General features: G+C 60.4%; 27 protein-coding genes. 15 read left to right on the forward strand and 12 right to left on the reverse strand.

Going from position 1 to position 23,793, the window contains the following annotated elements; genetic code table 11:
- Window positions 1-18: 18 nt before the first annotated feature.
- Together msrB and SC318_RS08460 are read left to right on the forward strand one after the other, a co-directional pair.
- Window positions 19-411: a peptide-methionine (R)-S-oxide reductase MsrB gene (msrB, locus tag SC318_RS08455; RefSeq protein ID WP_320430394.1), complete on the forward strand. Its 393-nt coding sequence runs from the start codon at window positions 19-21 to the stop codon at window positions 409-411.
- 257 nt (window positions 412-668) lie between these two features.
- On the forward strand, window positions 669-1,154 hold the full coding sequence (locus tag SC318_RS08460; protein WP_320430395.1) for a glutathione peroxidase: 486 nt from the start codon (window positions 669-671) through the stop codon (window positions 1,152-1,154).
- On the opposite strand, the gene SC318_RS08465 is transcribed toward SC318_RS08460, so the two are convergent.
- Complete coding sequence (locus SC318_RS08465; RefSeq protein ID WP_320430396.1) at window positions 1,147-3,459, reverse strand: hybrid sensor histidine kinase/response regulator; 2,313 nt, start codon at window positions 3,457-3,459, stop codon at window positions 1,147-1,149. The genes SC318_RS08460 and SC318_RS08465 overlap by 8 nt on opposite strands.
- Before the next feature lie 165 nt (window positions 3,460-3,624).
- On the opposite strand from SC318_RS08465, the gene SC318_RS08470 reads away from it, so the two are divergent.
- A complete protein-coding gene (locus SC318_RS08470; RefSeq protein WP_320430397.1) occupies window positions 3,625-4,515 on the forward strand; it encodes an ATP-binding protein in 891 nt (296 codons plus the stop codon).
- Window positions 4,512-4,994: a free L-methionine (R)-S-oxide reductase MsrC gene (locus SC318_RS08475; RefSeq protein ID WP_320430398.1), complete on the forward strand. Its 483-nt coding sequence runs from the start codon at window positions 4,512-4,514 to the stop codon at window positions 4,992-4,994. Before SC318_RS08470 ends, SC318_RS08475 begins: the two co-directional genes overlap by 4 nt.
- Before the next feature lie 174 nt (window positions 4,995-5,168).
- On the opposite strand, the gene SC318_RS08480 is transcribed toward SC318_RS08475, so the two are convergent.
- The 7 genes from SC318_RS08480 to SC318_RS08510 form a co-directional block, all read right to left on the reverse strand.
- Window positions 5,169-8,804: a transporter substrate-binding domain-containing protein gene (locus SC318_RS08480; protein ID WP_320430399.1), complete on the reverse strand. Its 3,636-nt coding sequence runs from the start codon at window positions 8,802-8,804 to the stop codon at window positions 5,169-5,171.
- A gap of 8 nt (window positions 8,805-8,812) precedes the next feature.
- Entirely contained in the window at window positions 8,813-9,439 is a 627-nt protein-coding gene (locus tag SC318_RS08485) for a response regulator (RefSeq protein ID WP_320430400.1), read from the reverse strand.
- 264 nt (window positions 9,440-9,703) lie between these two features.
- On the reverse strand, window positions 9,704-10,090 hold the full coding sequence (locus SC318_RS08490) for a response regulator (protein WP_320430401.1): 387 nt from the start codon (window positions 10,088-10,090) through the stop codon (window positions 9,704-9,706).
- Between the two features lie 166 nt (window positions 10,091-10,256).
- Window positions 10,257-11,588, reverse strand: a complete 1,332-nt coding sequence (locus tag SC318_RS08495; protein ID WP_320430402.1) for a deoxyguanosinetriphosphate triphosphohydrolase — start codon at window positions 11,586-11,588, stop codon at window positions 10,257-10,259.
- A gap of 170 nt (window positions 11,589-11,758) precedes the next feature.
- On the reverse strand, window positions 11,759-12,100 hold the full coding sequence (locus SC318_RS08500) for a hypothetical protein (protein WP_320430403.1): 342 nt from the start codon (window positions 12,098-12,100) through the stop codon (window positions 11,759-11,761).
- Window positions 12,097-12,486, reverse strand: a complete 390-nt coding sequence (locus SC318_RS08505; RefSeq protein ID WP_320430404.1) for a phage holin family protein — start codon at window positions 12,484-12,486, stop codon at window positions 12,097-12,099. Before SC318_RS08505 ends, SC318_RS08500 begins: the two co-directional genes overlap by 4 nt.
- Before the next feature lie 4 nt (window positions 12,487-12,490).
- Window positions 12,491-12,805: an ElaB/YgaM/YqjD family protein gene (locus SC318_RS08510; RefSeq protein ID WP_320430405.1), complete on the reverse strand. Its 315-nt coding sequence runs from the start codon at window positions 12,803-12,805 to the stop codon at window positions 12,491-12,493.
- A gap of 345 nt (window positions 12,806-13,150) precedes the next feature.
- Here SC318_RS08510 and SC318_RS08515 point away from each other — a divergent pair, with 345 nt between their 5' ends.
- The 4 genes from SC318_RS08515 (at window position 13,151) to SC318_RS08530 (ending at window position 16,037) form a co-directional block, all read left to right on the forward strand.
- Complete coding sequence (locus tag SC318_RS08515) at window positions 13,151-14,359, forward strand: ammonium transporter (RefSeq protein ID WP_320430406.1); 1,209 nt, start codon at window positions 13,151-13,153, stop codon at window positions 14,357-14,359.
- 67 nt (window positions 14,360-14,426) lie between these two features.
- Window positions 14,427-14,663, forward strand: coding sequence for a glutaredoxin family protein (locus SC318_RS08520; RefSeq protein WP_320430407.1), 237 nt, complete (start codon window positions 14,427-14,429; stop codon window positions 14,661-14,663).
- Window positions 14,664-14,737: 74 nt separating this feature from the next.
- Window positions 14,738-15,073, forward strand: a complete 336-nt coding sequence (locus SC318_RS08525) for a transcriptional regulator (RefSeq protein WP_306492269.1) — start codon at window positions 14,738-14,740, stop codon at window positions 15,071-15,073.
- A 73-nt stretch (window positions 15,074-15,146) separates the two neighbouring features.
- On the forward strand, window positions 15,147-16,037 hold the full coding sequence (locus tag SC318_RS08530) for a pseudouridine synthase (RefSeq protein ID WP_320431204.1): 891 nt from the start codon (window positions 15,147-15,149) through the stop codon (window positions 16,035-16,037).
- Window positions 16,038-16,091: 54 nt separating this feature from the next.
- Here SC318_RS08530 and SC318_RS08535 read toward each other — a convergent pair whose 3' ends face one another.
- Window positions 16,092-16,313, reverse strand: coding sequence for a YgdI/YgdR family lipoprotein (locus tag SC318_RS08535; RefSeq protein ID WP_003189935.1), 222 nt, complete (start codon window positions 16,311-16,313; stop codon window positions 16,092-16,094).
- A 79-nt stretch (window positions 16,314-16,392) separates the two neighbouring features.
- Window positions 16,393-16,995, reverse strand: a complete 603-nt coding sequence (gene mobA, locus SC318_RS08540) for a molybdenum cofactor guanylyltransferase MobA (RefSeq protein ID WP_320430408.1) — start codon at window positions 16,993-16,995, stop codon at window positions 16,393-16,395.
- Between the two features lie 76 nt (window positions 16,996-17,071).
- On the opposite strand from mobA, the gene moaB reads away from it, so the two are divergent.
- Window positions 17,072-17,611: a molybdenum cofactor biosynthesis protein B gene (gene moaB / locus SC318_RS08545; RefSeq protein WP_320430409.1), complete on the forward strand. Its 540-nt coding sequence runs from the start codon at window positions 17,072-17,074 to the stop codon at window positions 17,609-17,611.
- Entirely contained in the window at window positions 17,595-18,821 is a 1,227-nt protein-coding gene (glp, locus tag SC318_RS08550) for a molybdopterin molybdotransferase MoeA (protein WP_320430410.1), read from the forward strand. Before moaB ends, glp begins: the two co-directional genes overlap by 17 nt.
- Window positions 18,822-18,920: 99 nt before the next feature.
- Here the strand turns inward: glp and SC318_RS08555 are convergent, their stop codons facing one another.
- A complete protein-coding gene (locus SC318_RS08555) occupies window positions 18,921-19,250 on the reverse strand; it encodes an EscU/YscU/HrcU family type III secretion system export apparatus switch protein (protein WP_320430411.1) in 330 nt (109 codons plus the stop codon).
- On the reverse strand, window positions 19,247-20,824 hold the full coding sequence (locus SC318_RS08560) for a flagellar hook-length control protein FliK (protein ID WP_320430412.1): 1,578 nt from the start codon (window positions 20,822-20,824) through the stop codon (window positions 19,247-19,249). The genes SC318_RS08555 and SC318_RS08560 overlap by 4 nt, the downstream gene beginning before the upstream one ends.
- 200 nt (window positions 20,825-21,024) lie before the next feature.
- On the opposite strand from SC318_RS08560, the gene ccmA reads away from it, so the two are divergent.
- The 5 genes from ccmA to ccmE all read left to right on the forward strand — a co-directional run bounded on the left by ccmA (window position 21,025) and on the right by ccmE (window position 23,790).
- Window positions 21,025-21,660, forward strand: a complete 636-nt coding sequence (gene ccmA, locus SC318_RS08565) for a cytochrome c biogenesis heme-transporting ATPase CcmA (protein ID WP_320430413.1) — start codon at window positions 21,025-21,027, stop codon at window positions 21,658-21,660.
- Complete coding sequence (gene ccmB, locus SC318_RS08570; RefSeq protein WP_320430414.1) at window positions 21,657-22,325, forward strand: heme exporter protein CcmB; 669 nt, start codon at window positions 21,657-21,659, stop codon at window positions 22,323-22,325. The genes ccmA and ccmB overlap by 4 nt, the downstream gene beginning before the upstream one ends.
- A gap of 84 nt (window positions 22,326-22,409) precedes the next feature.
- Window positions 22,410-23,165, forward strand: coding sequence for a heme ABC transporter permease (locus SC318_RS08575; protein WP_306492277.1), 756 nt, complete (start codon window positions 22,410-22,412; stop codon window positions 23,163-23,165).
- Window positions 23,162-23,338, forward strand: a complete 177-nt coding sequence (gene ccmD, locus SC318_RS08580) for a heme exporter protein CcmD (protein WP_124385805.1) — start codon at window positions 23,162-23,164, stop codon at window positions 23,336-23,338. Before SC318_RS08575 ends, ccmD begins: the two co-directional genes overlap by 4 nt.
- Entirely contained in the window at window positions 23,335-23,790 is a 456-nt protein-coding gene (ccmE, locus tag SC318_RS08585) for a cytochrome c maturation protein CcmE (RefSeq protein ID WP_320430415.1), read from the forward strand. The genes ccmD and ccmE overlap by 4 nt, the downstream gene beginning before the upstream one ends.
- The last annotated feature ends 3 nt before the right edge of the window (window positions 23,791-23,793 follow it).

A 23,793-nucleotide genomic window follows, 5' to 3' on the forward strand; every position in this document is an offset into this window, starting at 1 on the left:
AGTTGCCGAGGTGTATCGATGGACAAGTTGGAGAAAACGCTCGAAGAATGGCGGGACATGCTCGATCCCGCGCAGTACCAGGTGTGCCGTCTCAAAGGTACCGAGCGGCCGTTCAGCGGCAAGTACAACGAGACCAGGACCGACGGCGTCTACCACTGCATTTGCTGCAATGAGCCGCTGTTCGATTCCGCCGCCAAGTTCGATTCCGGCTGCGGCTGGCCGAGCTTCTACGAGCCGATTGCCGATAGCGCGATGGTGGAGATTCGTGACGTCAGCCACGGCATGATTCGCACCGAAGTTACCTGCGCAAAATGCGACGCCCACCTGGGGCACGTGTTCCCGGACGGCCCGCCACCGACCGGCCTGCGCTACTGCATCAACTCGGTGTGCCTGGACCTGGTGCCACGCTGAGTGCGCACCTTCTCGGTCAAAAATGTGGGAGCGAGCTGGCTCGCGAAAAACACCTGGGCAACGCGTCCGTTCTGAATAAACGCGGTGCCCTAAGTTCTTTCGCGAGCAAGCTCGCTCCTACAAAGAGCTGGCATGGACGCTTACTCTCATCTACATGGGCCCTGGGTTGATCGCATGCCATCACTTTCATCAATTGAGTTGACGCAACTCAATGGCGAACTACCTTTCTGCTTCTTCCCTTAATCAGAGGCACTGACATGAGCGACAACTTGCTGAGCATCCCGTGCACCACCATCAAGGGTGAGCAAAAGACCTTGGCCGATTTCGCCGGCAAGGCCATTCTGGTGGTCAACACCGCCAGCAAGTGTGGTTTCACCCCTCAGTACAAAGGCCTGGAGCAGCTCTGGCAGCAATACAAGGACCAGGGCCTGGTGGTGCTGGGCTTCCCGTGCAACCAGTTCGGCAAGCAGGAGCCGGGCAACGAAGGCGCAATCACCGAGTTTTGCGAGTTGAACTTCGGCGTCAGTTTCCCTTTGTTCAAAAAAATCGACGTCAATGGCAGCGATGCCCACCCGCTGTTCGTGCAACTGAAAAAACAGGCGCCAGGCCTGCTGGGCTCAAAGAACATCAAGTGGAATTTCACCAAGTTCCTCATCGGGCGTGACGGCCGGCAGGTCAAGCGTTTTGCACCCACAACCAAGCCCCAGGACCTGAGCCAGGAGATCGAAGCGCTGCTCAAATGAGGCGTGTCGTCTCAGGCGCCCACAGGTCCAGCAGAGCCTTGAGTTCCTCACGGCGAAACGGCTTGGCCAGGTAATCGTTCATCCCCGCGGCACGGCAGCGCTCACGCTCTTCGGCCAGGGCGTTGGCGGTCAAGGCGACGATTGGCAGGTCCGGCCAACGGCCGCTCTGGCGAATCTGCCGGCTGGCCTCGTAGCCGTCCATCACAGGCATGTTGCAATCCATCAACACCAGATCGAAGCGTTGGTCCTCAAGCAACTTGAGGGCTTCGCCACCGTGGGCGGCCACGATGACCTCGCAGCCGAGCTTGCTGAGCATGCCCTTGGCCACTAGTTGATTGACCGGGTTGTCCTCCACCAGCAGGATGCGCGCACGATGGCTCAGAGGCGAGGCGTCGATTTGCACCGGGTCCAGAATCGGTTGCGTGTCGCTGCGCAGGTTGCGCTGCAGGATCTGGTACAGCGCGTTACGACTCAACGGGCGGGCTTGTTGCTGCAGCGGCGCCAGCGCCGCAACTTCTTCGCTGGGCATGAAATTGCCATAGGCGGTCACGACCAGGATCGGCGCGGTAATGCCCGGCCTCAGGCGAAACAGGCATTCCGGGCAGTCGGTGATCAACAGGTCGGGATGCTGCCCGCTCAGGTCGTCTTCCATCGAGTAGCAACGCGGCGCCAATCCCCAATGAGGGAGCAGGGTGGTGAGCAATTCGCCCAGGCCGCTGCTTTGGTTGGTAATGACGATCACGTCCCCCGTCAATGGTGCTTGGGGGATTGCCGGCAGGTGAACGGGCAACGGCAGGTCGGCGCAGAACTGGCTGCCGAAGCCGACCTCCGAACTGATGCTCAAGCGCCCGTGCATGGCTTCACACAGGTTATAAGTCAAGGCGAGCCCCAGGCCCGTGCCGCCAAATTGGCGCGTGATACCCGCACCGGCCTGGGTAAACGGCTGGAAAATCTTCACCTGGGCATCCTGGGCAATCCCGATACCGGTATCACAGACCTCAATGCGTACTCCGTCGCCGTGGTGGCTCAGGCGCACGTCCACACGGCCGAAGCGGGTGAACTTCAAGGCATTGGACAGCAGGTTGCTGACGATTTGCCGCACCCGCGTCGGGTCGCCAATGACCTGGGCGGGAAACAGCGGATCGATCAGGCAGGTCAGTTCCACACTGGGCGCGGCGTTTTGCGACAACAGGTTGGCGGTGTCTTCCACCAGTGAACCGAGGTCGAACGGGATGCGCTCAAGCTCCAGCTGGCCTGCGTCGAACTTGGACAGGTCGAGGATATCGTTGAGCAATTCCACCAGGACCTTGCCCGAATCATGGGCGATCGACAGTTGCTGGCGCTGCTCGGCGTTGAGCGGGCTGTCCAGCGAAAGGGCAATCATGCCCAGCAGGCCATTGAGTGGGGTGCGGATTTCATGGCTCATATTGGCCAGAAACGCCGCCCGAGCCTGAGCCATGCCCAGGGCGGTCAGTCTCGCGGCTTCCAGTTCATCATTGAACTGGCTCAAGCGCTGGTTGCTGGTCTTGAGTTCGAGGGTGCGCGCTGAAACGATGTCTTCCAGTTGGCCGAGGTATTCGGTGAGGCGATCTTCGGCATGACGACGCTGCTGAATCTCGGTTTCCATGTTTTCGAATTGCTGGTTGGCAACGTCGACCAGTACGCCGATTTCGTCATGCTCATGCCCCGGCGGGCAGTCCAGGCGCGCCTGTTTGCGCGTGCTCAACGCTCGAATAATGCGCACCAGCGGCTGGGTGAGCATGACGTAGAACAAGCCCAGCAGGATCCCGGTCAGCAGCAGGCTGCGTACGAAACCGTTGAGCAGGGTGATCTCGGCGCGGCGCAGGAAGCGGCTGCCAAATGCGTAGGTGTCTACGTCCAGGCGCAGTACACCCAGGGATTCGTTGGGCATGTGGCTGAGGAACAACCGGTCTTCAAATTGGCGGTTGGCGCCAAACAGAAAGTCGCTGACTGGCCGGTAATGGCTTTCCTGGCGCGGTCGGTCGACGTCCGCCAGCACCATGCCGTTGTTGTCGACCAGCTGTGCATGGACGATGGCCGGGGAGTGTAGCAGGCCCAGGGTCAGTTCCTTGGCGAGCTCGGCATCGATGTTATAGGCGATGCGCGAGGCAGGGTTATGGCTGATTTCGATCAGCGAGCGTATTTCACGGTTGATGGATGCATCTTCACTGGCATAATCGATGCCGATTTGGATAAAACTGAGCAAGGTTCCCAAGACGAAACCGACCAGCACAGTCAATCTGGCTTGTTTATAAGACAAGCGGTGGGCGAACTTGATATCCATCGAGTGTTGAACCACTTACGTTTCCCTTCGCCCGGCAAGCATAGCTGAACATCCACCAGCGATGACGTGCCCGGCATGAATCGATTTTCTTGACGCAGCCTTGTGTGGTCTGCCACAGGGTTGCCAATACGCCATCTTTTACAAGAACTTGCCAGAGGAATAGCTGTGGATTCTCGATTGAATGCCTTTCTTGAGCGGGCCGACGCCGTGCTCGCACGCCTGGAACCGCTGTTACCCGCCCCACGCCAAGCCATCGACTGGAATCACTGCCTGGCCGCCCGCTGGCAGCGCGAAGGCCGCACCGGCTTCCTGTTGCCGCTGGAAGTCAGCCTGGACATGCGTCTGTCGGACCTGATCGGCGTAGACAAACAACGTGAACAATTGGCGCGTAACACTCAACAGTTTCTTGACGGCCTGCCTGCCAACCACGCGCTGCTGTGGGGTTCGCGTGGCACCGGAAAGTCCTCCATGGTACGCGCCTTGCTCGCCCAGCACGCCAACGCGGGCCTGCGATTGATCGAAATCGAGCGCGACCATCTGGCCGATCTGCCGCGTGTGGTCGAGCAACTGCTCAAGCTGCCGCAGCGTTTTATCCTGTTCTGCGATGACCTGTCGTTCGAGGCCGGTGAAGGCGACTACCGCGTGCTCAAGAGCGTACTGGATGGCTCGCTGGAGCAGGCGCCGGAAAACGTGTTGCTCTACGCCACCTCCAACCGTCGCCACCTGGTGCCGGAAAACCAGAGTGACAACGACAATTGGAAACGCGTGGATGGCGAGCTGCACCCGAGCGAGGCGGTGGAGGACAAGATTGCCCTGTCCGACCGTTTTGGCTTGTGGCTGTCGTTTTATCCGTTCACCCAGGAACATTTCCTGAATGTGGTGGAGCACTGGATCGGGGAGTTGGCGGGCAAGTCCGGCCTGCAGTGGCAGCGCGATGAACGACTCGACATTCTCGCCGTGCGCTGGGCGACCGGACGCGGTAACCGTAATGGCCGCTGCGCGTATCAATTCGCCCGCTACTGGGTAGGTCTCAAATTGCTGGAGCGTCAACCATGATCGATTTGCAACAGGCCGGCACCGGCCTGGATGGCTATGCCCTGCTTTGCGCGCAACTGGAGTCGCTGCTGGCCGATGAGCGGGATTTCATCGCCAACAGCGCCCAATTCTCCGCATTCCTGTTCAATCAGCTGGACGACCTGAACTGGGCGGGTTTTTACCTCAATCGCAATGAGGAGCTGGTCCTTGGTCCGTTTCAAGGCCAGATCGCCTGTGTGCGGATCCCTTTCGGCCGTGGCGTGTGTGGCGCCGCCGCGGCGTCCCGGCAGACCCAGCGAGTGGAAGACGTGCATGCATTTGCCGGGCACATTGCCTGTGACAGCGCTTCGAACAGCGAACTGGTGGTACCGCTGGTCAAGAACGGCCAATTGATTGGCGTACTTGACCTCGACAGCCCGTCACTGGCGCGTTTTACGCCTCAGGACCAGGCAGGTATCGAACAACTGGCGGCTATTTTCCTGCGCTTGACCGACTGCTGAGGGAACGAGGCGGGGGTGGGCCCTAATGCCAGTCAGTTAAGGCTTTTTGTAGGAGCGAGGCGGGCGGCTAGCCCTTGCTCGCGAAGAACTCAGGGCCACCGCGTTTATCCAGAATGAACGCGTTGCCTGGACGTTTTTCGCGAGCAAGCTTGCTCCTACAGCGAGCCCTGCCTCCTATTGGCTGTCCAGTTCATGCAGTTGCATCTGCAGTGCCCGCTCCAGCTCAAGCATGAGTTTTTCCAGGGATTTGATACCCGTCTCGATCACTCGCCGATCATCATTGCCGGAGCAGGCTTGCTCCAGTGCTTCGCACTGCCCGGCCAGGGCGTTGGCTTGAACGATCCGCGCGGCCCCCTTGATCTTGTGCGCCTGCTCGATGATTTCCGTGGGTGAAGCCTTGCGATCCAGCAGTTCGATGAGTGCCTGGCGATCATGAACGCTGCTGGTGAGCAGCTCTTCGAGCAAACGTCGACTCATTTGCCGATCGCCTCCCGTCAGCGCCTCCAGGCTTCCCAGGTCCAGCCGCTGGCTCGTGAGCTGAGGAATGATCTGTGCCAGTTGCCGCTCCAGCACGGTGAGACTGATCGGTTTGAACAGGCAGTCATCCATGCCGGCTTCCACACAGCGTTGTCTTTCCTCCGGTTGGGCATTGGCGGTAAACCCCAGCACCACGCAGGGCGTCAAGTGTTCGCGTTGCTCGTACTCGCGGATGGACCGGGTCAACTCATAGCCATTCATGATGGGCATGTTGCAGTCTGCGATCACCAGGTCGAACTGTTCCTGGCGCCAGGCCTGGAACCCGGCGGCGCCGTGCTCGGCGGCGGTGAATTGATGGCCCAGGTAGCCCAGTTGCTGGCACATCAGCAGGCGGTTCGCCGGATGATCGTCCACCACCAGCACATTGAGCACCGGGGTAGAGGCCGGCTTCGCAGGCGTTTGCTCACCCGCGGGCGCGATCGGGTGCAGGCGCGGCATTCTGAGGTTGACGTGCACCTGCGTGCCGACCATGGGCACGCTGCTCAGACTCAACTGGCCACCCATCATTGCGCAGAGACTGCGGCAGATCACCAGGCCCAGCCCGGCACCGCTTCTGGCCAGGTGCCCGGAATTGTCGGCCTGGGCGAACGGCTCGAACAGACGCAATTGGTCGTCCCGGTTGATACCGATGCCGGTATCTTCCACGACCAGCTTCACTTCGACCTGTTCCTGCGCCTGGCTCGGTTGCACCTGCACCTTGATCTTCACCTGCCCATGTTCGGTGAACTTGATGGCGTTGCTCACAAGATTGGACAGCACTTGCTTGAAGCGCAACGGGTCGATGAGCACATCGATGTCGCTCAGCTCGGGCTTGAACTCCAGTAGCAGGCTCAGGGTTTTCTGCCGGGCCAGACCATCGAAGACGCGCACCACCGACTCAATCACCTCTCGCAGATTGACGCGCTCCGGGGCCAGGCTGAGCCGGCCGGACTCAATGCGCGCGATGTCGAGAATGTCGCCTATCAGTTCCAGTAAGTCCTTGGCCGAGTTGTAGGCCACTTCGATTGCCGGACGGTCGAGGTGCCCCTGGTCGGCGCGCTTGAGGGTCAGTTCGAGCATGCCGATCACGGCGTTCATCGGGGTGCGGATTTCGTGGCTCATGGTGGCCAGGAACGTGCTTTTGGCGCGGTTGGCCTCGTCGGCACGCTCCTTGGCGGCGCGCAGCTCATCAAACAACTGGCGGCGTTCACTGATGTCGATCCAGCCGCCGATGATGCCCTGAACTTCGCCGGTGGAATCGCGGTAGGGCAGAATCCAGTGGTAGATCGTCAGTTTCCTTCCATGGATGTGCAGGGTGCGGTCGAGAATCAATGGATTGCCCTCAGCCACCACCCGCATGTAATCGGCATGGTACTGCGATGCCTCGGGTGCCAGGGCCATGCTCATCTGGGTCACGCTCTTGCCGATCACCTCCTCGCGCTTGACGTCGAAGGCCTGCAGGTAGCTGTCGTTGCAGGTTTGCAGCAGGCCATTACGGTCGCGTACGTAGATGGGGTGTGGCGTTTCGTTGACCAGCGCGCGCATGAATTCGAACTGATCGTTGAGGGCGCGCTCGGCCATTTTCCGGTGCCGGATCTGGCGGCGCATGTAGGCGTTCCAGGTCAGGGAAACCAGGAGCAACAGGCCGGTACCCATGACGATCCTGGCAATCAGCTGATTGTAGTTGCGCCAGTAACTGTCGGACTCGACCGTGTAGCCACGCCAGCGACTATTGATCACACCCATTTCATCCGGGGCGATACTGAGCAGCGCTTTGTCGAGGATCGAGCTCAATTCGGTGGCATGGCGTGAGGTGGCCAGGGCGAACGTCGCCGGTGTTGTGCCGATGCTGGTAGTGATCTGCAGCTTGTCCTGGAAAACCTTCGAGGACAGGAAATAGTTGGCGATCAGCAATGTGTTCACAGCGCCATCCACGTGCCCTTGTGCAAGCAACTCGGACGACCTGAAGGCATCGCCGGTTTCCACCAGATCAATCCGGGGATAGTCCCTGCGCAGCGTATCGGCCAGCGGTGTGCCTCGGGTTACCGCCAGGCGCTTGCCCGTCATCTGCTCCAGGTTCAAGGGCGCTCCAGGCTCTTTGCGGGTCAAGAGTACGTAGGAATTTTCAAGGTAGGGACGGCTGAAATTGAGCTGCGCCTCCCGTTGGTTGCTCGGCACGATGGCGCCGATCATGTCGACCTTCTGCGTGGCGACCTGCTCGATCATCGCGTCCACTTCACGCCCGCGCTGAACCGCGAAACGCAAGCCGGTCCGCAAGCGAATGAGCTCAAGAACGTCGGCGGTGATACCGCGAAAGTTGCCCTCCGCATCGAAGAAGGTGAGTGGCGCAAAGGTTTCATTCACGACGACTTTCACGACCGGGTGCGCCTTCAGCCAGCGTTCTTCGCGCGGGGTCAACTGCAGTTTCTTGTCGGTCAGCAGGATATCGCTGCCGGCGCTCCAGCGCTTGGCGATACTATCTCGTTCGTTGATCGGCACAGCCGCCAGAACCGTGTCGACAATGCTCAGGAGAATGAGGTTGTCGTGGCGCAGGGCAAAGCTGAAACCATAGGCTTCGTGCTTGCCGAAGTTGGCCATGCGAATGTTTTTGAGGTAGCCCTTGTTGATCATGAAATGGGTAGAAATCGTGTCGCCAAGAAAGACGTCCGCCTGATCGAATGCCACCGCATTCAGAGCATTCTGATAGGAGGGATAGGTGCGAATATCGGCCTTGGGATACAGTTTTTCCACTTCATCGAGTGGCAAGTAATGATAGACGAGACTCAAGCGCAGCCCTTCCAGGCCATCGCTGAGGCTGCGGGTTTCCCCCTCGCGAGTGACCAGTACCGGCTGGTCCACGGCGTAAGGTGCCGACAGGGTGAGATTGGGGTTCGCGGCCTCGAAGCCATTGGAGGAACCCAGCAAATCGATATCGCCGGCTTCAAGGGCTTGAATGGCGGATAACCGGGAGGGGTAGCGCAGGACCTTGACCGGTAGTGCAAGGGCCTTGGCCAGCAGGCCTGCGTAGTCTGCAGTAAGGCCTTCGTAATCGCGGCCACTGGAGGTGAGGTCGAACGGCGGGTAATCAGGCGCGGCAGTACCCAGTACCAGCTCGCGCTTGTGCTGCAGCCACTGGCGCTGGGTCCTGTCCAGTTGAGTGTCCAGTTGGACGATTCCCGCGCGACTCAATAAGGTGAGGTGTTGCGGGTCGGTGGAGGCGTCCGCAAGCACGGCAGTGCTGAAGTACAAACCGGCACTCAATATAATCAAATAGTCCTTGATACGGCTGGGCATCCGCTTTCTCACACTAGCGCGTTTCGTTTTGCCATCTCGATGAGCTCGACTAAAGACTGGGCTTTTAGTTTCTGCATTAGTCGCTTTTTGTAAGTGCTGACTGTTTTGTTGCTCAAAAACATGCCCTTGGCTATTTCCTTGTTAGTTCGACCTTGTGCAAAAAGTTGCAGAACCATGAGTTCCCGGTCATTAACGGTTTTGAATAGCTCCAACTCCTGTGTGTCGCCACCTTCCAGCCCATTTGCATTCAATGCCTGGCTGGGGAAGTAGTTGTAACCGGACAGTACCGCGCGAATAGCACTCAACAGTTCGCTCAGGTCCCCCTCCTTGCAGACGTAACCGTCGGCGCCCGAACGCATGCAGCGCGTGGCAAACAGCGTTGGACATTGGGCTGTGAGAACCAGGGTTTTCATCGACGTGCTCATGGCGTTGAATCGGCAGAGCACTTCGAGGCCGTCAAGTTTAGGGATGCTGATATCGAGAATGACCAGGTCCGGCAGGCATTCGCGGACCATTTGTATGGCGTCGCACCCGTTATCCGTTTCGCCAACGACTTTGTAACCCTCATGTTCGAGTAACATTCGTATGGCAAGCCGTATAACGGGGTGGTCGTCGATAATAAAAACGGTGTTCATAATTACATTCCATGCCAGTGCAAATAAAGCGGTCACATTAGCTCAGAAGAACAGGCAGCAGCATGGAGCGTGGGGGGTGCAAGCACAAAACAGGATGTTTCCTACAATAAAAAAGGTAGAGGCCTACAAGCTGTTAGGTAATCGTGACACGGAGTATGAATGTTTTCGGTGCGGCTGGCGCAGTTAGCGGGCACAGGTGTTTTGCGACGGTTCTCAGGTTATTTTTCAACCGCCAGGGAGTTTAAAGTCCTACATTGGTAAGGCTTAAGTTGAGGGTATTAAACCTTCAAGTTCATCTTTGTTTAATGGTTTTGACAAACAGCCCAGTAGTGGAAGGTTTCGCTGCGCAGCTTCTGTGGTCAGTTTGAGTAATTCTGTCGTCGACAGGCCGCTCAACAGAATGGCGCTGATGATGAACTGCCCACGGCTGGCGATTTCCACCAATTCAATGCCGGGCAGGTCAGGCAGGCACTGGTCGCATAACATCAAGTCAAAGGGGAATTGAGACTGGGTCATTGTGCGTATGGCCTGTTCGGCATTTTCGACGGGGGTGAGGTGGGGGAAGCCAAAGCTTCTGAGCAGGCATTGGGTGGCCAGGAGTTGAAAGGGATGGTCCTCCACCAAAAGAATACGAAGGGGATGTCTGGGCATAGGGTGCACACAGTGATTCAAGCGTCGATGGGGCGTAGGAATTGCTCGGCTGGTCCGCGATAGCGTGCGTGATTATTCCTTGGGGAGGTGTACGAATTCGATCAGGCTGCTCTGTTCCCATCGTAGGGCGATTCTTTCCAGGGAACAGAGCCCATTGATCGGGTGGTTATTGAGGGCTGGAGCGCCCGGTCATCTCTCGTGCCATTTCGGTGGCGTAGCTGTCGGTCATGCCGGCGATGAAATCAATCATGCGCAGGAACGAGGCGTGCAACGGCCAGGCGGGGTCTGGTGCGCTATTGCCCAGCAAGTCGAGAATACGGCGGTGCTTGAACGACGGCGTACGCCCGCCGTGTTGCTCCAGGGCCGCACCGCAAAAGGCGTTCAGCAGGATTTCCAGGGTGGTGTAGGCGCCGATTTCATGCAGGGTCTTGCGTTTGTCCTGGAAAATTTTCTTGCGCGCCATGTCCTTTGCATCCAGTACGCAACGCTTCGCCGGACCGTGCATGTGCTCTACCAGATCGCCAGGCAGGGTGCCCGCAAGCAGGGCGTCCTGCTGCTCGACAAATGCCTGCGCTGCTGCGTTGGTCAGGTGCTCGATGGCCTTGCCGCGCAGGATCGCCAGCTTGCGGCGACGGGAATCCGATGCGCCCAACTGTCGATACGTCTGCGGCAGGTCATCACCCACCAGGCTGAGCAACAGTGACTCGACTTCGGCGTACTCCAGCAACTCCATCTCCAGGCCGTCTTCGAGGTCGATCAACGCATAGCAGATGTCATCGGCCGCCTCCATCAAATACACCAACGGATGGCGGGCCCAGCGCTGCTCCTCCAGTTGCGGCAGGCCGAGTTTATGGGCGATCTGTTCCAGAATCGGCAGTTCACTCTGGTAGCAGCCGAACTTGTGCTTCTTATAGCCCAACGAGTCCGCGTGGCGGGCCGTCCAGGGGTACTTGAGGTAGGTGCCCAGGGTGGCGTAGGTCAGCCGCGTGCCGCCGTCGAACTGATGATATTCCAGCTGGGTCAGCACCCGGAAACCCTGGGCATTGCCTTCGAAGTTGAGGAAGTCATTGCGCTCGGCGCTGCTCATATCATCCAGCCAGCCGCGCCCGGCGGCCTGCTGAAACCAGTGGCGAATGGCGTCTTCGCCGGAATGGCCGAAGGGCGGGTTGCCGATGTCGTGGGCCAGGCAAGCCGACTGCACCACCATGCCCAAGTCGCTGGGGTCGCACCAGTCGGGCAGGGCGCTGCGCAATGTTTCACCGACGCGCATGCCAAGGGAGCGGCCCACACAGCTGACTTCCAGCGAGTGGGTCAAGCGTGTATGGATATGGTCATTGCTGGAAACGGGATGCACCTGGGTCTTGCGGCCCAGGCGACGGAAAGCGCCGGAGAAAATAATACGGTCATGGTCTTTGTGAAAAGGACTGCGGCCCAGTTCTTCAGGGCTGTGCAGGGGTTTGCCAAGACGTTCGCGGGTCAGCAGGGTAGGCCAATCCAAGGCAGGTACTCTCCGTACGGTGAATGACACCAGCAGCTTCCCGTTTCCGCGCTGGCGGGGCAAGCGGAAATCTTCAGGTCGAGGGTGTCGATTGCAACTAACAGCAGGCGCTGACCGCCGTTGCAGAATTGTCCGGCGGTCAGGTCGTGGTATGGAGCTCGCAAGCGGGCTTACTTTCTGCGCGAAGCGCCTTGCATGGCCAGTTTGATCAGCGGGATCAACCCGGCCCCCAGCCGTACCAGGCGCGTCACGCTGCTGATACTGCCGCCCTTGGCGCCCTTGCCGGTAAAGAACCCCATCAGTGTCACCGCCGCCACGCCCCACAACGGCGCGTGCTTGATGCCCAGGCTGTCCTGCCAGTTGTGACGCAGGTTGCGCACTCTGTGCAGCGGGCCCATCAGTTGCTGGGACTCATGCCGGATTTCCTGGCGGTGCATTTCCATGCGCAGGCGAATCAACGCTTTGCGCATTTCTCGACGGGAAGTGTTTTGCGGGATTTCAGGCAGGCTCATGGCAGTAGGCGCTCCCGATCATTGGCCAATTCTTCGAGGGTGGCATGGAACGGGGTGGACTCATCGAACACCGCCGCTTTCAAGCGCACCCCGCAGAAGGCTGCGGCCAGGCTGTAAAACACGCACAGGCTGATGATGCCGGTCAGGCGGTAGCCGGTGTCCCAGACCAGGATCATGACCAGCGTCGATAACCCCACCAACAGCAACAGGGCGAACACCAGTGCCAGGCCGGCAAACAGCAGCAGGCTGACGGTACGTGCCTTCTGTTCCTGCAACTCGATGCCAAACAGTTCGACATGGCTGTGCAGCAAGCCGAGCACGGCAGCGCCCAGACGACGGGAGGTGGAACCTGCGCCCTTTGACGAGCTGGTTTCGTCGATAGCCATGATATTAGCGCCTGGTAGCCAGCAGACCGATCAAAAAGCCCACGCCGGCAGCGATGCCGACAGACTGCCATGGGTTGGCTTGCACGTAATCTTCTGTGGCGGTAATGGCCGCCTGACTGCGCTCGCGCAGGGAGTCTTCGGTCAATTGCAGGGTCTCACGGGCCTTCAGCAGACTTTCATGGATCCTGGTGCGCAGCTCATCGGCCTGGTCGCCGGCCAGGATAGCGGTGTCGTCCAGCAGCCTTTCGGTATCGCTGACGAGGGCCTGAAAATCCGCCATCAGTATTTCTTGAGCAGTCTTTGCTGTTTTGCCGGCCATGGGTATCTCCGTGTGTGGCTGTTCGGTACGTGTGGTTTCGAGTCGCGGGCTTCGCCGAAGGTTCACTGCAATTGTCTGGTACAGCTTTTGCTTTGCCTTGGTGCGCAGGCCCCAAGGCCTGCGCTGAATCCGGGCGGTCGAGGTGCAAGCCTTGAAAAACCTTACCCTAATTAATTGAAACTCGCGCAAATACCCTAGCGGGAATCGCCGGTTGTGCTGATTGCTGCGCTAAAGCGGTTCACGCTCTCTTGAACAAGGGGCGAGCTTTGGTGCCAATTTAGTGCGAGCCGTCGCGGTGTGAACCGATTTGGTGCTGTTTGCCTTACTGCAGGCCTGCCAACCTCCATGGAAAATTTGCAAAGTGCTGTGGACACGCTTGTCCATAGTTCCAACACCCTGTTCATCCTGATTGGCGCGGTGATGGTTCTGGCCATGCATGCCGGTTTTGCCTTTCTGGAAGTCGGTACCGTGCGCCAGAAGAACCAGGTCAACGCGCTGTCGAAAATCCTCAGCGACTTTGCGATCTCCACCCTGGCTTATTTCTTTATAGGCTATTGGATTTCGTACGGGGTCAGCTTCCTGCAACCGGCGGCGGTGATCAGCGCCGATCATGGCTACGGCCTGGTGAAGTTTTTCTTCCTGTTGACCTTTGCCGCGGCGATCCCGGCGATCATTTCCGGGGGCATTGCCGAGCGCGCGAAATTTGCGCCGCAGTTGTGCGCGACGGCATTGATCGTGGCGTTCATCTACCCGTTTTTCGAAGGCCTGGTGTGGAATGGCAACTTTGGTCTGCAAGCCTGGCTGCTCGTCACCTTTGGCGCCAGCTTCCACGACTTCGCCGGTTCCGTGGTGGTGCATGCCATGGGTGGCTGGCTGGCGTTGGCGGCGGTGCTGTTGCTCGGCCCGCGCAACGGACGTTACCGCGAAGGGCGCCTGGTGGCGTTTGCGCCCTCCAGCATTCCGTTTCTCGCGCTGGGTTCGTGGATTTTGATCGTGGGCTGGTTCGGGTTCAACGTGATGAGCGCGCAAACCCTCAATGGCGTCAGCGGCCTGGTGGCGGTCAACTCGTTGATGGCAATGGTCGGCGGCACGGTCGCCGCGCTGGTGATCGGCCGCAATGACCCCGGCTTTCTGCACAACGGCCCGCTGGCTGGGCTAGTGGCGATCTGCGCCGGTTCCGACCTGATGCATCCGGTGGGCGCGCTGGTCACCGGTGTGGTCGCGGGCGGCTTGTTTGTGTGGTGCTTCATGGCCGCCCAGGATCGCTGGAAGATCGATGACGTGCTGGGGGTGTGGCCGCTGCACGGCCTCTGTGGCGTATGGGGTGGCATTGCCTGCGGCATCTTCGGGCAGACGGCCCTGGGCGGGCTGGGCGGTGTCAGCCTGATCAGTCAGTTGATCGGCACCGCCCTCGGCGTCGCCGTGGCGCTGGTCGGTGGCTTGCTGGTGTACGGCGTGATCAAGCGCGTGTCCGGGCTGCGTCTGAGCCAGGAAGAGGAGTATTACGGGGCGGACCTGTCGATCCACAAGATCGGCGCGGTCAGTCAGGATTGATCGGCGCGCCTGCCGGGCAATGTTGGGCTTAGAATAGTGGCGTGTTTTCCAATCGAGTTGATTTGCCATGCTTCCTGAATGCCAGCTGTTCGGCACCCTGGGTTGCCATCTGTGTGAAATTGCCGAAGCCGAAATCATGCCGCTCGTCGAGCACGGGTTGCTCGTGGAGCTGGTGGATATCATCGACCCCGACGACCTGACCGAGGCCTACGGCCTGCGGATTCCGGTGCTCCGACGGGTAGACACGGGGGCTGAACTGGATTGGCCTTTCGACACTGAGCAAGTTGTTGCCTTTCTGCGCTGACGTTTAGGCGATGGCGGGTTTCCGATTATTACGTTACTGTATGTTTGTACAGCGATTGAATAGAGGGAACGCCCGTGGTGAATGTCGAACAACTGAAAAGCAGCGTCAATCGCATGTCCGCCGACATCGTGCGCGATGCGGTGAACGAGCTGCGCCTCGATGGCCTGGTCACGGAAGGCAAGACGCCCTTCAACAAGGTGCATTTCAATACCTGCTTTGCCGAAATCGAGGCGCTGTTCCAGCGTGCCGGCTACCACAAGCAGCTGGATGTCGTGGGTTATCAGGGCTTGCTCTACGCACTGTACGACCCGGGACGCTGGGAGGCCGTGGACGTGCTGCGCTGGCTCAAGGAGTTTACCGAGGCGGCGAGCGCTTCGAAGGTTTTGCGCGCGCAATTGGCCAAGGCCTGAGAACTCTCCTAGGCTCAATCCCGCACCATGCGGGATAATGCCGGCCTGTTTATTCCAGGCATTGAGCATCGGCATGTCCACTTCCGGTTTTTCCCCTTCGCAGCACCAAGCCAGTACCTTGTACCTGCCGCCTGGCCCCTGGTCGACGGTGCTCGATTGCCTTTGCGACCACTTCCCGGCGATCACCCGTGCGCAGTGGCTGGACCGCATTGCCCGTGGCCGGGTACTGGATATCAACGGTCATCCCATCAGCCTGGACCTGGCTTACAGGGAAGGTCTGTGCATCTATTACTTTCGCGAAGTGCCCAACGAGAAAGTGATCCCGGTACAGGAAACCATCCTGTACGCCGATGAACACCTGGTGGTGGCTGACAAACCGCATTTCCTGCCGGTGACCCCCGCCGGCGAGTATGTGGAGCAAACGCTGTTGCGTCGTTTGATCCGGCGTCTGGACAATCCCGCCCTGGTGCCCTTGCACCGCATTGATCGGCATACCGCGGGGCTGGTGCTGTTCTCGGCCAACCCCGACAGCCGCACGGCCTATCAGCAGCTGTTTCCCACGCGGCGCATTGATAAGATCTACGAAGCCATTGCCCCGGCCTTGCCTGGCCTGACCTTCCCGCGGGTGCACAAGAGCCGGCTGGTGGACGGTGAACCGTTCTTCCGTATGCAGGAATCCCCGGGTGCCAGCAATACCGAAACGGCTGTTGAAGTGCGCGAGAAACACGGTGATCTATGGCGCTACGGCCTGTTTCCGGTGACCGGCAAGAAGCATCAATTGCGCGTGCACATGGCGGCGCTCGGGGCGAGTATCTGCAATGACCCGTTCTACCCCGACGTGATCAAGGACGCCCGGGACGATTACGCCAACCCGCTCAAGTTGCTGGCCCAGGGCGTGCGCTTTATCGACCCGGTCAGCGGCCAGGAACGCAGCTTTCGCAGTGAAATCACGCTGGACTGGTAAACGCCGCAAACAACAAGGCCCGCGTGAGGCGGGCCTTGTTGTGCAAGCGGTGGCTTACAGGTCTTTAACGGTGCGAACCTGATCTTTGTTGATGCGGGTGTGCTTGCCGTCCAGCTGTTCGAATTCGTAGAAGCCTGAGTCTTCATCGTATTTCGGGGTGTCGACGGCCTGGATTTCGCGACCGTCATTCAGGGTGATCACTGTTGGCGAAGCGCAACCGGCGAGGGTGGCGAGGCCCAGTGCAAGCATGAGAGCGGCGATGGTCCGTTGAGTCATGGGTGTGTCTCCGAGAGAGTACTTTTGAAATGCTGACCTTGTGACGTGTGCAACGCCGGCAAAGTTCCTGATGCAAGGCTCATTCTGACATGCCAGCCGGTGGGTGCAACAGTTCGGGGGTATTAAGATTGGCCAGGCGTGGGTCATCTTCAGGGCATTCCAGGCCCACGGCGCCATGCTGCAACAGGATTTTACGCGGGCTGCGTTCGCCTGCCTGCCAGGCCCGCTCCACCTGGTCTTTCAGCGCGGTGGGGATGATGCAGAGCAGCGGTTCCCAGAACTCGCCGTGGCGCACCATCACCGGAACCTGCAGATTGCGTTGCGCTATCGCACGCAAGTCGGCCACCAGTCGCGCATCTATCAGCGGCGCATCGCAGGGCAAAACCAGCAGATGCCCATGGCTCGCGGCGAACAGTCCTGCACGTATGCCGGCGAGTGGCCCGGGAAAGTCCGCGCTGTCATCGCTCACCAGTCGGTCGGCGTAGGCGGCATAGCGCGCATGGTTGCGATTGCACGAGATGATCAGGTCGTCCGTGAGCGGTCGCACTGATTGGTGCAGGTGCGCGATCAAGGGCTGACCGCGCCATTGCAGCAGGCCTTTGTCCTCGCCGCCCATGCGCTGGCCGCGGCCTCCGGCCAACAACAGAATCGAGCAAGGCAGGCGTGAAGATTCAACGGACATGGCGGTTTCGCTGCGGCAGGTAAACAGGGGCCTGTGATATAACACCGGGCTGTTCCTTCGACAACCGGACCGTGCCATGAAAGCCAAGGCTGATGCGCCCTTCGTACCTCTGAATATCGCTGTACTGACCGTCAGCGACACCCGCACCCTGGACACCGACACCTCGGGCCAGGTCTTCGTCGATCGCCTGACCGCCGCCGGCCACACCTTGGCCGAACGTGTGCTGCTCAAGGATGACCTCTATAAAATTCGCGCCCAGGTGGCCCACTGGATCGCCGAGGACGTGGTGCAGGTCGTGCTGATCACAGGCGGCACCGGCTTCACCGGCCGCGACAGCACGCCCGAGGCCGTGAGCTGCCTGTTGGATAAACAGGTGGATGGTTTTGGCGAGCTGTTCCGCCAGATATCGGTCGCCGATATCGGCACATCCACCGTTCAGTCCCGCGCCCTGGCCGGGTTGGCCAATGGCACCCTGGTGTGCTGCCTGCCGGGCTCCACCAATGCCGTGCGCACCGGTTGGGACGGGATCCTTGCCGAGCAACTGGACAACCGTCATCGGCCCTGCAACTTCGTACCCCACCTCAAGCAGGCCCAACCCTGTGAATCCCGTGGATAAGCCCGGCAAGACCGGCGCCTTGATGCCGGTGGAAGAGGCCTTGCAACGTTTGCTGGACATGGCCGGCGCCACGCCGATCCTTGAGCGCGAAGCGGTGAGCCTGGCCCAATGCGATGGCCGCGTATTGGCACAAGACCTGGTCTCCACCCTCGATCTGCCGCCCTGGCCCAACAGTGCCATGGACGGCTACGCCCTGCGCATGGCGGACTGGGCTGGCGAGCCTTTGCCGGTCAGCCAGCGCATTTTCGCCGGCAATGCGCCTGAGCCGTTGGCCCCTGGTACCTGCGCACGCATCTTTACCGGCGCGCCGGTACCCCAGGGTGCCGACTGCGTGCAAATGCAGGAAAACGCGACCATTCACAGCGACGCACGCGTGAGTTTCAGCGAGCCGTTGCACGCGGGTCAGAACATCCGCCCTCAAGGCCAGGAAACCACGGTCGGCGAATTGGTGTTGCCCGCCGGTACGCGCCTGGGCCCGATCGAGTTGGGCCTGGCTGCTTCGCTGGGGCGTGATCGCCTGGACGTGGTGCGGCGTGTGCGGGTGGCCGTGCTGTCGACCGGCGATGAACTGATCGAACCCGGCTTGCCGCTGGGACCTGGGCAGATCTACAACAGCAACCGCCGTGTGCTGTGCAGCTGGCTGACGCGAATGGGCTGCGAGGTAATCGATGCTGGCATTCTGCCGGACGACCTTGAACAGACCCGCGCACGCTTGGCTGATCTCAATGGCGTCGACCTGATCCTGTCCACCGGTGGTGTGTCTGTAGGGGAGGCGGATTTTCTGGGTATTGCCCTACGTGAAGAGGGCGAGCTGGCGCTGTGGAAGCTGGCGATCAAGCCGGGCAAGCCGCTGACCTTCGGGCATTTTCGTGGCGTGCCGGTGATTGGCTTGCCTGGCAATCCTGCGTCCACCCTGGTGACCTTTGCCTTGTTGGCTCGGCCTTACCTGCTGCGCCGCCAAGGTGTGCAAGACGTTGCGCCGCTGCGTTTCAACGTGCCAGTGGGGTTTGTCTGGCCCAAGCCAGGAAACCGGCGCGAGTACCTGCGCGGGCGTATCGAGCAGGGCAAGGCGATCATCTACGGCAACCAGAGCTCCGGTGTATTGCGTAGCGCAGCGTGGGCGCAAGGGTTTGTGGAGGTGTTGGAAGGGACGACGCTGGTGCCTGGTGATCAGGTCAATTTCATCCCGCTGAGCGACATGCTGAACTGATCCCCTGGGGGCTTGCGCGTGAATGTTCAGTGTCGGCTGCTGGACATGTGACTGACACAGCGCATTGACGGACAAGCCCGCCCGACTCTGATTGAGGCCTCAGTAATCCTCGCCTTGATCTGTCACATCCCGCTCGACCGGCCGCGCGTTCGGGTCATACCCCACCGGAAACTTGCCCTTCAATGTCCAGGCAAACGCGATGATTTCGGCAATGGTGCGGTACAACTCCTCGGGAATGCTGTCCCCCAGTTCCATGCGCGCCAGCAGCTTCACCAGCTCGGCGTTTTCATAGATGGGCACTTCATTTTCCCGGGCCAGCTTGAGGATCGCTTCAGCCAGGGCTTCATCGCCCTTGGCGGTCAGGGTCGGCGCTTGCTGGCCATCGTACTTGAGGGCGATCGCCTGGCGGGGGGTGTCAGGGTTCTTCATGCGGTTTCATCCACCCAGCGTTGTTCCAGTCCGGTTTTTGGCCCGCGAGGCGGGGTGCCGAGGTGGCAATCCAGGTCGCCGACATTGAGGCCCGAGGCCACCAAGCGCTCGCGCAGGCTACCCAAGTGGTTTTCGATCAGGCTGGCGGTGAAAGCGCGGGTGGCCCACAGCTGGCTGGAGAGCTTGCCTTGCGTCAGCTGCGCCTGGACCTGCAAGGGTCCCAATGGCTCCATGTCGAAGGCCAGCTCGACGCGCCAGAGCATTTGCTTGGGGTCTTTACGTTCGTTGCGTTCGGGCTGCTCCTTATCGGAGGGTGGTTCTTCGCGCTGGAACTTCACCTGCAGCGGGACGATGTCCTGCAGGCTGCGCATGGGGATTTCCAGTTGCCAGGTGGTTTGCAGGCGGCCATCGGCGGTGGTGCCGGTCTGTTCCAGGCTCGACAGTTGGTGGCTCTGTAACCGGGAAATTGCCCCGGCGGCCAGGCGCAGCAGGTTTTCCAGGTCGCCTTCGCCTTCCAGTTTGGCCATCAGCCGCTCGGGCAACGGAAAACTGGCGGGCGCCTGACGCGCACCGACCTGGCCGAGCGTGCCCAGTGGGCTGCGTACAAAATTGGGCAATACCTGGGCCAGCGTATTGGCCGCGAGGATGGCATTCAGATTGGTGCTGGCGGGCAGGGCAGGCAATAAATCCGCGACCAGGCGCAACAGCGCGCCCTTCATGTCCAGCGGTGGTATTTGCGGGTTCTGTCCGACGAGTAATTTGGCTTCCAGGAAAGCCCCGCTGTTCTGCACCAGCTGCGCCAACACCTTGGGGTTGCTGACCTGCGCGAGGTCGGGCAAAGCCGCCAGTAAACGTTCGGCCGCCGCGCGCAGGTCGGCGGAGGTGCTGTCGCCGCGGGGCAGGTTTTGCAAGGAGGTAAACACCGCATCCAGCGAGCCTTGGCGACTCTGCTGGGTCGAGAGCTGCTGCGCGACCTCCAGTTGGTCCTTCAGCCCGCTCAACGGCACAAAACTCAGCGTCTGCGCGTCTTGCACCACCGCGCTGAGCAAGCTGCCGACCCTTAGTGGCTGAGGGCTTTCGACGGTGAGGGTGGTGCTGGCCATGGCGGTATTGAGCACGCTCACCAGCGAGCGGTAGACCGCCGGCTGCGCGGTGCCCTGGGGCAACATCTGGGTGGTCAGTACTTTGGCTTGCAGCAGCGTACCCACCGGCATCTGCGTGGTGTCGATGCGGGTAAGGGCGGCGATATTGGCACTCAACGCTTGCTGCAGCGAAAGGGTCAGGTTGCCCGCCGGCGTCTGGCCCACGGCCACGTTACTGCCCAGCGGCAATGGCTGGAGGCTGCTGGCTTGCACCAATGTCTGGCGACCGCCTTCGAGGGTCAACTTCAACAACAGTTGAAACGCGTCGCCGCCTTGTTTAAGCGCGATTACTTCGGCGTTTACGGTTTTTCCGGGCGCGATCAACCCGGTCTGCGGCTCCAGCAGCTTGAGCAGCTCTGCGGCTGCCGGCAGCGGGGCAGGGCCCGGGGTCGCGGCGGGGGGCAGGGAAGGTAGGTTGATCTCACCGGTCATCGTGCACGTCGTCTCAGGGGAAATTGCCCTCTTTAGAGTAGGGCATCGCATGTATAATGCCGCCCGTCTGCAAAGAGAGCGCTAAAAACCTCACAACTATTTGATCCAGCTCTCTAAAATCGGTCGCCAAAGCCGTTATTGTGCATCTCACTGTAACGGCCGCTGCACCGCCGACTTGAACCGTAAAGGCCCGCGATCTCTTGACCAGCCCTCTTCTTGAAGCCGTAGCGCTTGCCTGTGAACGCGACCTGCGCCTGCTGTTCGAACATCTCGAACTGCGCCTGGCGGGTGGCGACATGGTGCAAGTCAGCGGCCCCAACGGCAGTGGCAAGACCAGCCTGCTACGCTTGCTGGCCGGGCTGATGCAGCCGACGGCGGGCGAGGTTCGGCTTAACGGCAAGCCCCTGCATGAACAGCGCACCGAGTTGGCCCGCAACCTGATCTGGATCGGCCACGCCGCCGGGATCAAGGACGTACTCACCGCCGAAGAAAATCTCATCTGGCTCAGCGCCCTGCACCAGCCCGCTTCCCGCGACGCGATCTGGCAGGCCCTGGCCGCGGTCGGCCTCAAGGGTTTCGAAGACGTGTCCTGTCACACCCTGTCCGCCGGCCAGCAACGCCGCGTCGCGCTGGCGCGCCTGTATTTGCCCGGCCCGCCGCTGTGGATTCTCGACGAACCGTTCACCGCCCTCGACAAGCAAGGCGTGGCCCAATTGGAAGACCATCTGGCCCGGCATTGTGAGCAGGGTGGCCTTGTGGTGCTCACCACCCACCACACCCTGACACGCAGGCCCGCCGGTTACCGTGAGCTGGATTTGGCGCGGTGGTCGGCATGAATGTGTTTGCCCTGTTGGTCGCCCGCGAAGCACGGTTGTTGTGCCGTCGCCCGGCCGAACTGGCCAACCCCCTGGTGTTCTTCGCCATCGTGATTGCCCTGTTCCCGTTGGCGGTCGGCCCCGAGACTAAACTGTTGCAAACCTTGTCCCCAGGACTGGTATGGGTCGCGGCGCTTTTGTCCGTGCTGCTCTCGCTGGACGGACTGTTTCGCAGTGATTTCGAAGACGGTTCCCTGGAACAATGGGTCCTTTCGTCGCACCCTCTGCCCCTTCTGGTACTGGCCAAGGTGCTGGCACACTGGACGTTTTCCGGCCTCGCGCTGGTCTTGCTTTCGCCGCTGCTGGCGCTGATGCTGGGTTTGCCGGTTGAATGCCTGCCGGTGTTGCTTGTGTCCTTGTTGCTCGGTACGCCGGTGCTCAGCCTGTTGGGGGCGGTGGGCGCAGCGTTGACCGTCGGTTTGAAGCGCGGTGGCCTGTTGTTGGCCCTGCTGATTCTGCCTTTGTACATCCCGGTTCTGATCCTCGGCAGCGGTGCTTTGCAGGCTGCGCTGATGGGCATGCCGGCGACTGGTTACCTCTTGTGGCTTGGCAGCCTGGCCGCCCTGGCGGTAACCCTGACACCCTTTGCCATAGCGGCCGGCCTGAAGATCAGCGTCGGCGAATAATGAGGTCTGGTCAGGCTTTACACGCTTGGCCAGTAAAGACCCTACGCTGCTTGCCACGACAAGCAGCAACCGTGAGAAACAGCAATGAACTGGACCTGGTTTCACAAGCTCGGCTCGCCCAAATGGTTTTACGGCATCAGCGGCAAGCTGCTGCCGTGGTTGAGCGTCGCCGCCGTGTTGCTGATCGGCATCGGCCTGGTCTGGGGCCTGGCCTTCGCGCCGCCGGACTATCAGCAAGGCAACAGCTTTCGCATCATCTATATCCACGTGCCCGCCGCCATGCTGGCGCAGTCCTGCTACGTGATGCTGGCGGTGTGCGGCATCGTCGGGCTGGTCTGGAAGATGAAGCTGGCCGACGTCGCCCTGCAATGCGCCGCGCCAATTGGCGCGTGGATGACCGCGGTGGCGCTGGTCACCGGGGCGATCTGGGGCAAACCCACCTGGGGTTCGTGGTGGGTGTGGGATGCGCGGCTCACGTCGATGTTGATTCTGCTGTTCCTGTACTTCGGCCTGATTGCCCTGGGCAACGCGATCAGCAACCGTGACAGCGCCGCCAAGGCCTGCGCGGTGCTGGCGATTGTCGGCGTGATCAACATCCCGATCATTAAGTACTCGGTGGAGTGGTGGAACACCCTGCATCAGGGCGCCACCTTCACCCTCACCGAAAAGCCGGCAATGCCCGTGGAAATGTGGGCACCGTTGCTGCTGATGGTACTGGGCTTCTACTGCTTCTTCGGCGCGGTGCTGCTGCTGCGCATGCGCCTCGAAGTGCTCAAGCGCGAAGCCCGGGCCAGTTGGGTCAAGGCTGAAGTTCAAGCCAGCCTGGGAGCGCATGCATGAGTTTTGCTTCATTCAGCGATTTTCTCGCCATGGGCCATCATGGCCTGTATGTCTGGACCGCCTACGGCATTTGCCTGGCGGTGCTGGCCCTCAACGTCGCCGCGCCGCTGCTGGCGCGCAAGCGTTACCTGCAACAAGAGGCGCGTCGTCTGCGCCGGGAGACCGATCAGTGAATCCGTTGCGCAGAAAGCGTCTGTTGATCATCCTTGCCATTCTGGTCGGCGTCGGTGTTGCCGTGGGTCTGGCCCTGAGTGCCCTGCAGCAGAACATCAACCTGTTCTACACCCCGACCCAGATCGCCAATGGCGAAGCGCCTGTCGACACGCGGATTCGTGCCGGCGGCATGGTAGAGAAGGGCTCCTTGAAGCGTTCCGGCGATTCCCTCGATGTGACCTTCGTCGTCACCGATTTCAACAAGGCCGTGACCATCACCTACCGCGGCATCCTCCCGGACCTGTTCCGCGAAGGCCAGGGCATCGTCGCCCTGGGCAAACTCAACGCCAATGGCGTGGTGGTGGCCGATGAAGTGCTGGCCAAGCACGATGAAAAATACATGCCGCCGGAAGTTACCAAAGCGTTGAAAGACAGCGTTCAATCAGCACCCGCACCCGCCAAGGAGGGTTGATCG

The organism is Pseudomonas sp. MUP55, assembly GCF_034043515.1.
In the GTDB taxonomy this organism is placed as follows: Bacteria; Pseudomonadota; Gammaproteobacteria; order Pseudomonadales; family Pseudomonadaceae; genus Aquipseudomonas.

What these genes read in the sequence shown, in the direction of transcription:
- msrB (WP_320430394.1), top strand. Translation starts at nt 19, where the DNA reads ATGGACAAGTTGGAGAAAACGCTCGAAGAATGGCGGGACATGCTCGAT.
- SC318_RS08460 (WP_320430395.1), top strand. Translation starts at nt 669, where the DNA reads ATGAGCGACAACTTGCTGAGCATCCCGTGCACCACCATCAAGGGTGAG.
- SC318_RS08465 (WP_320430396.1), bottom strand. Translation starts at nt 3,459, where the DNA reads ATGGATATCAAGTTCGCCCACCGCTTGTCTTATAAACAAGCCAGATTG.
- SC318_RS08475 (WP_320430398.1), top strand. Translation starts at nt 4,512, where the DNA reads ATGATCGATTTGCAACAGGCCGGCACCGGCCTGGATGGCTATGCCCTG.
- SC318_RS08480 (WP_320430399.1), bottom strand. Translation starts at nt 8,804, where the DNA reads ATGCCCAGCCGTATCAAGGACTATTTGATTATATTGAGTGCCGGTTTG.
- SC318_RS08485 (WP_320430400.1), bottom strand. Translation starts at nt 9,439, where the DNA reads ATGAACACCGTTTTTATTATCGACGACCACCCCGTTATACGGCTTGCC.
- SC318_RS08490 (WP_320430401.1), bottom strand. Translation starts at nt 10,090, where the DNA reads ATGCCCAGACATCCCCTTCGTATTCTTTTGGTGGAGGACCATCCCTTT.
- SC318_RS08500 (WP_320430403.1), bottom strand. Translation starts at nt 12,100, where the DNA reads ATGAGCCTGCCTGAAATCCCGCAAAACACTTCCCGTCGAGAAATGCGC.
- SC318_RS08505 (WP_320430404.1), bottom strand. Translation starts at nt 12,486, where the DNA reads ATGGCTATCGACGAAACCAGCTCGTCAAAGGGCGCAGGTTCCACCTCC.
- SC318_RS08510 (WP_320430405.1), bottom strand. Translation starts at nt 12,805, where the DNA reads ATGGCCGGCAAAACAGCAAAGACTGCTCAAGAAATACTGATGGCGGAT.
- SC318_RS08515 (WP_320430406.1), top strand. Translation starts at nt 13,151, where the DNA reads ATGGAAAATTTGCAAAGTGCTGTGGACACGCTTGTCCATAGTTCCAAC.
- SC318_RS08520 (WP_320430407.1), top strand. Translation starts at nt 14,427, where the DNA reads ATGCTTCCTGAATGCCAGCTGTTCGGCACCCTGGGTTGCCATCTGTGT.
- SC318_RS08530 (WP_320431204.1), top strand. Translation starts at nt 15,147, where the DNA reads ATGTCCACTTCCGGTTTTTCCCCTTCGCAGCACCAAGCCAGTACCTTG.
- SC318_RS08535 (WP_003189935.1), bottom strand. Translation starts at nt 16,313, where the DNA reads ATGACTCAACGGACCATCGCCGCTCTCATGCTTGCACTGGGCCTCGCC.
- mobA (WP_320430408.1), bottom strand. Translation starts at nt 16,995, where the DNA reads ATGTCCGTTGAATCTTCACGCCTGCCTTGCTCGATTCTGTTGTTGGCC.
- moaB (WP_320430409.1), top strand. Translation starts at nt 17,072, where the DNA reads ATGAAAGCCAAGGCTGATGCGCCCTTCGTACCTCTGAATATCGCTGTA.
- SC318_RS08555 (WP_320430411.1), bottom strand. Translation starts at nt 19,250, where the DNA reads ATGAAGAACCCTGACACCCCCCGCCAGGCGATCGCCCTCAAGTACGAT.
- SC318_RS08560 (WP_320430412.1), bottom strand. Translation starts at nt 20,824, where the DNA reads ATGACCGGTGAGATCAACCTACCTTCCCTGCCCCCCGCCGCGACCCCG.
- ccmB (WP_320430414.1), top strand. Translation starts at nt 21,657, where the DNA reads ATGAATGTGTTTGCCCTGTTGGTCGCCCGCGAAGCACGGTTGTTGTGC.
- SC318_RS08575 (WP_306492277.1), top strand. Translation starts at nt 22,410, where the DNA reads ATGAACTGGACCTGGTTTCACAAGCTCGGCTCGCCCAAATGGTTTTAC.
- ccmD (WP_124385805.1), top strand. Translation starts at nt 23,162, where the DNA reads ATGAGTTTTGCTTCATTCAGCGATTTTCTCGCCATGGGCCATCATGGC.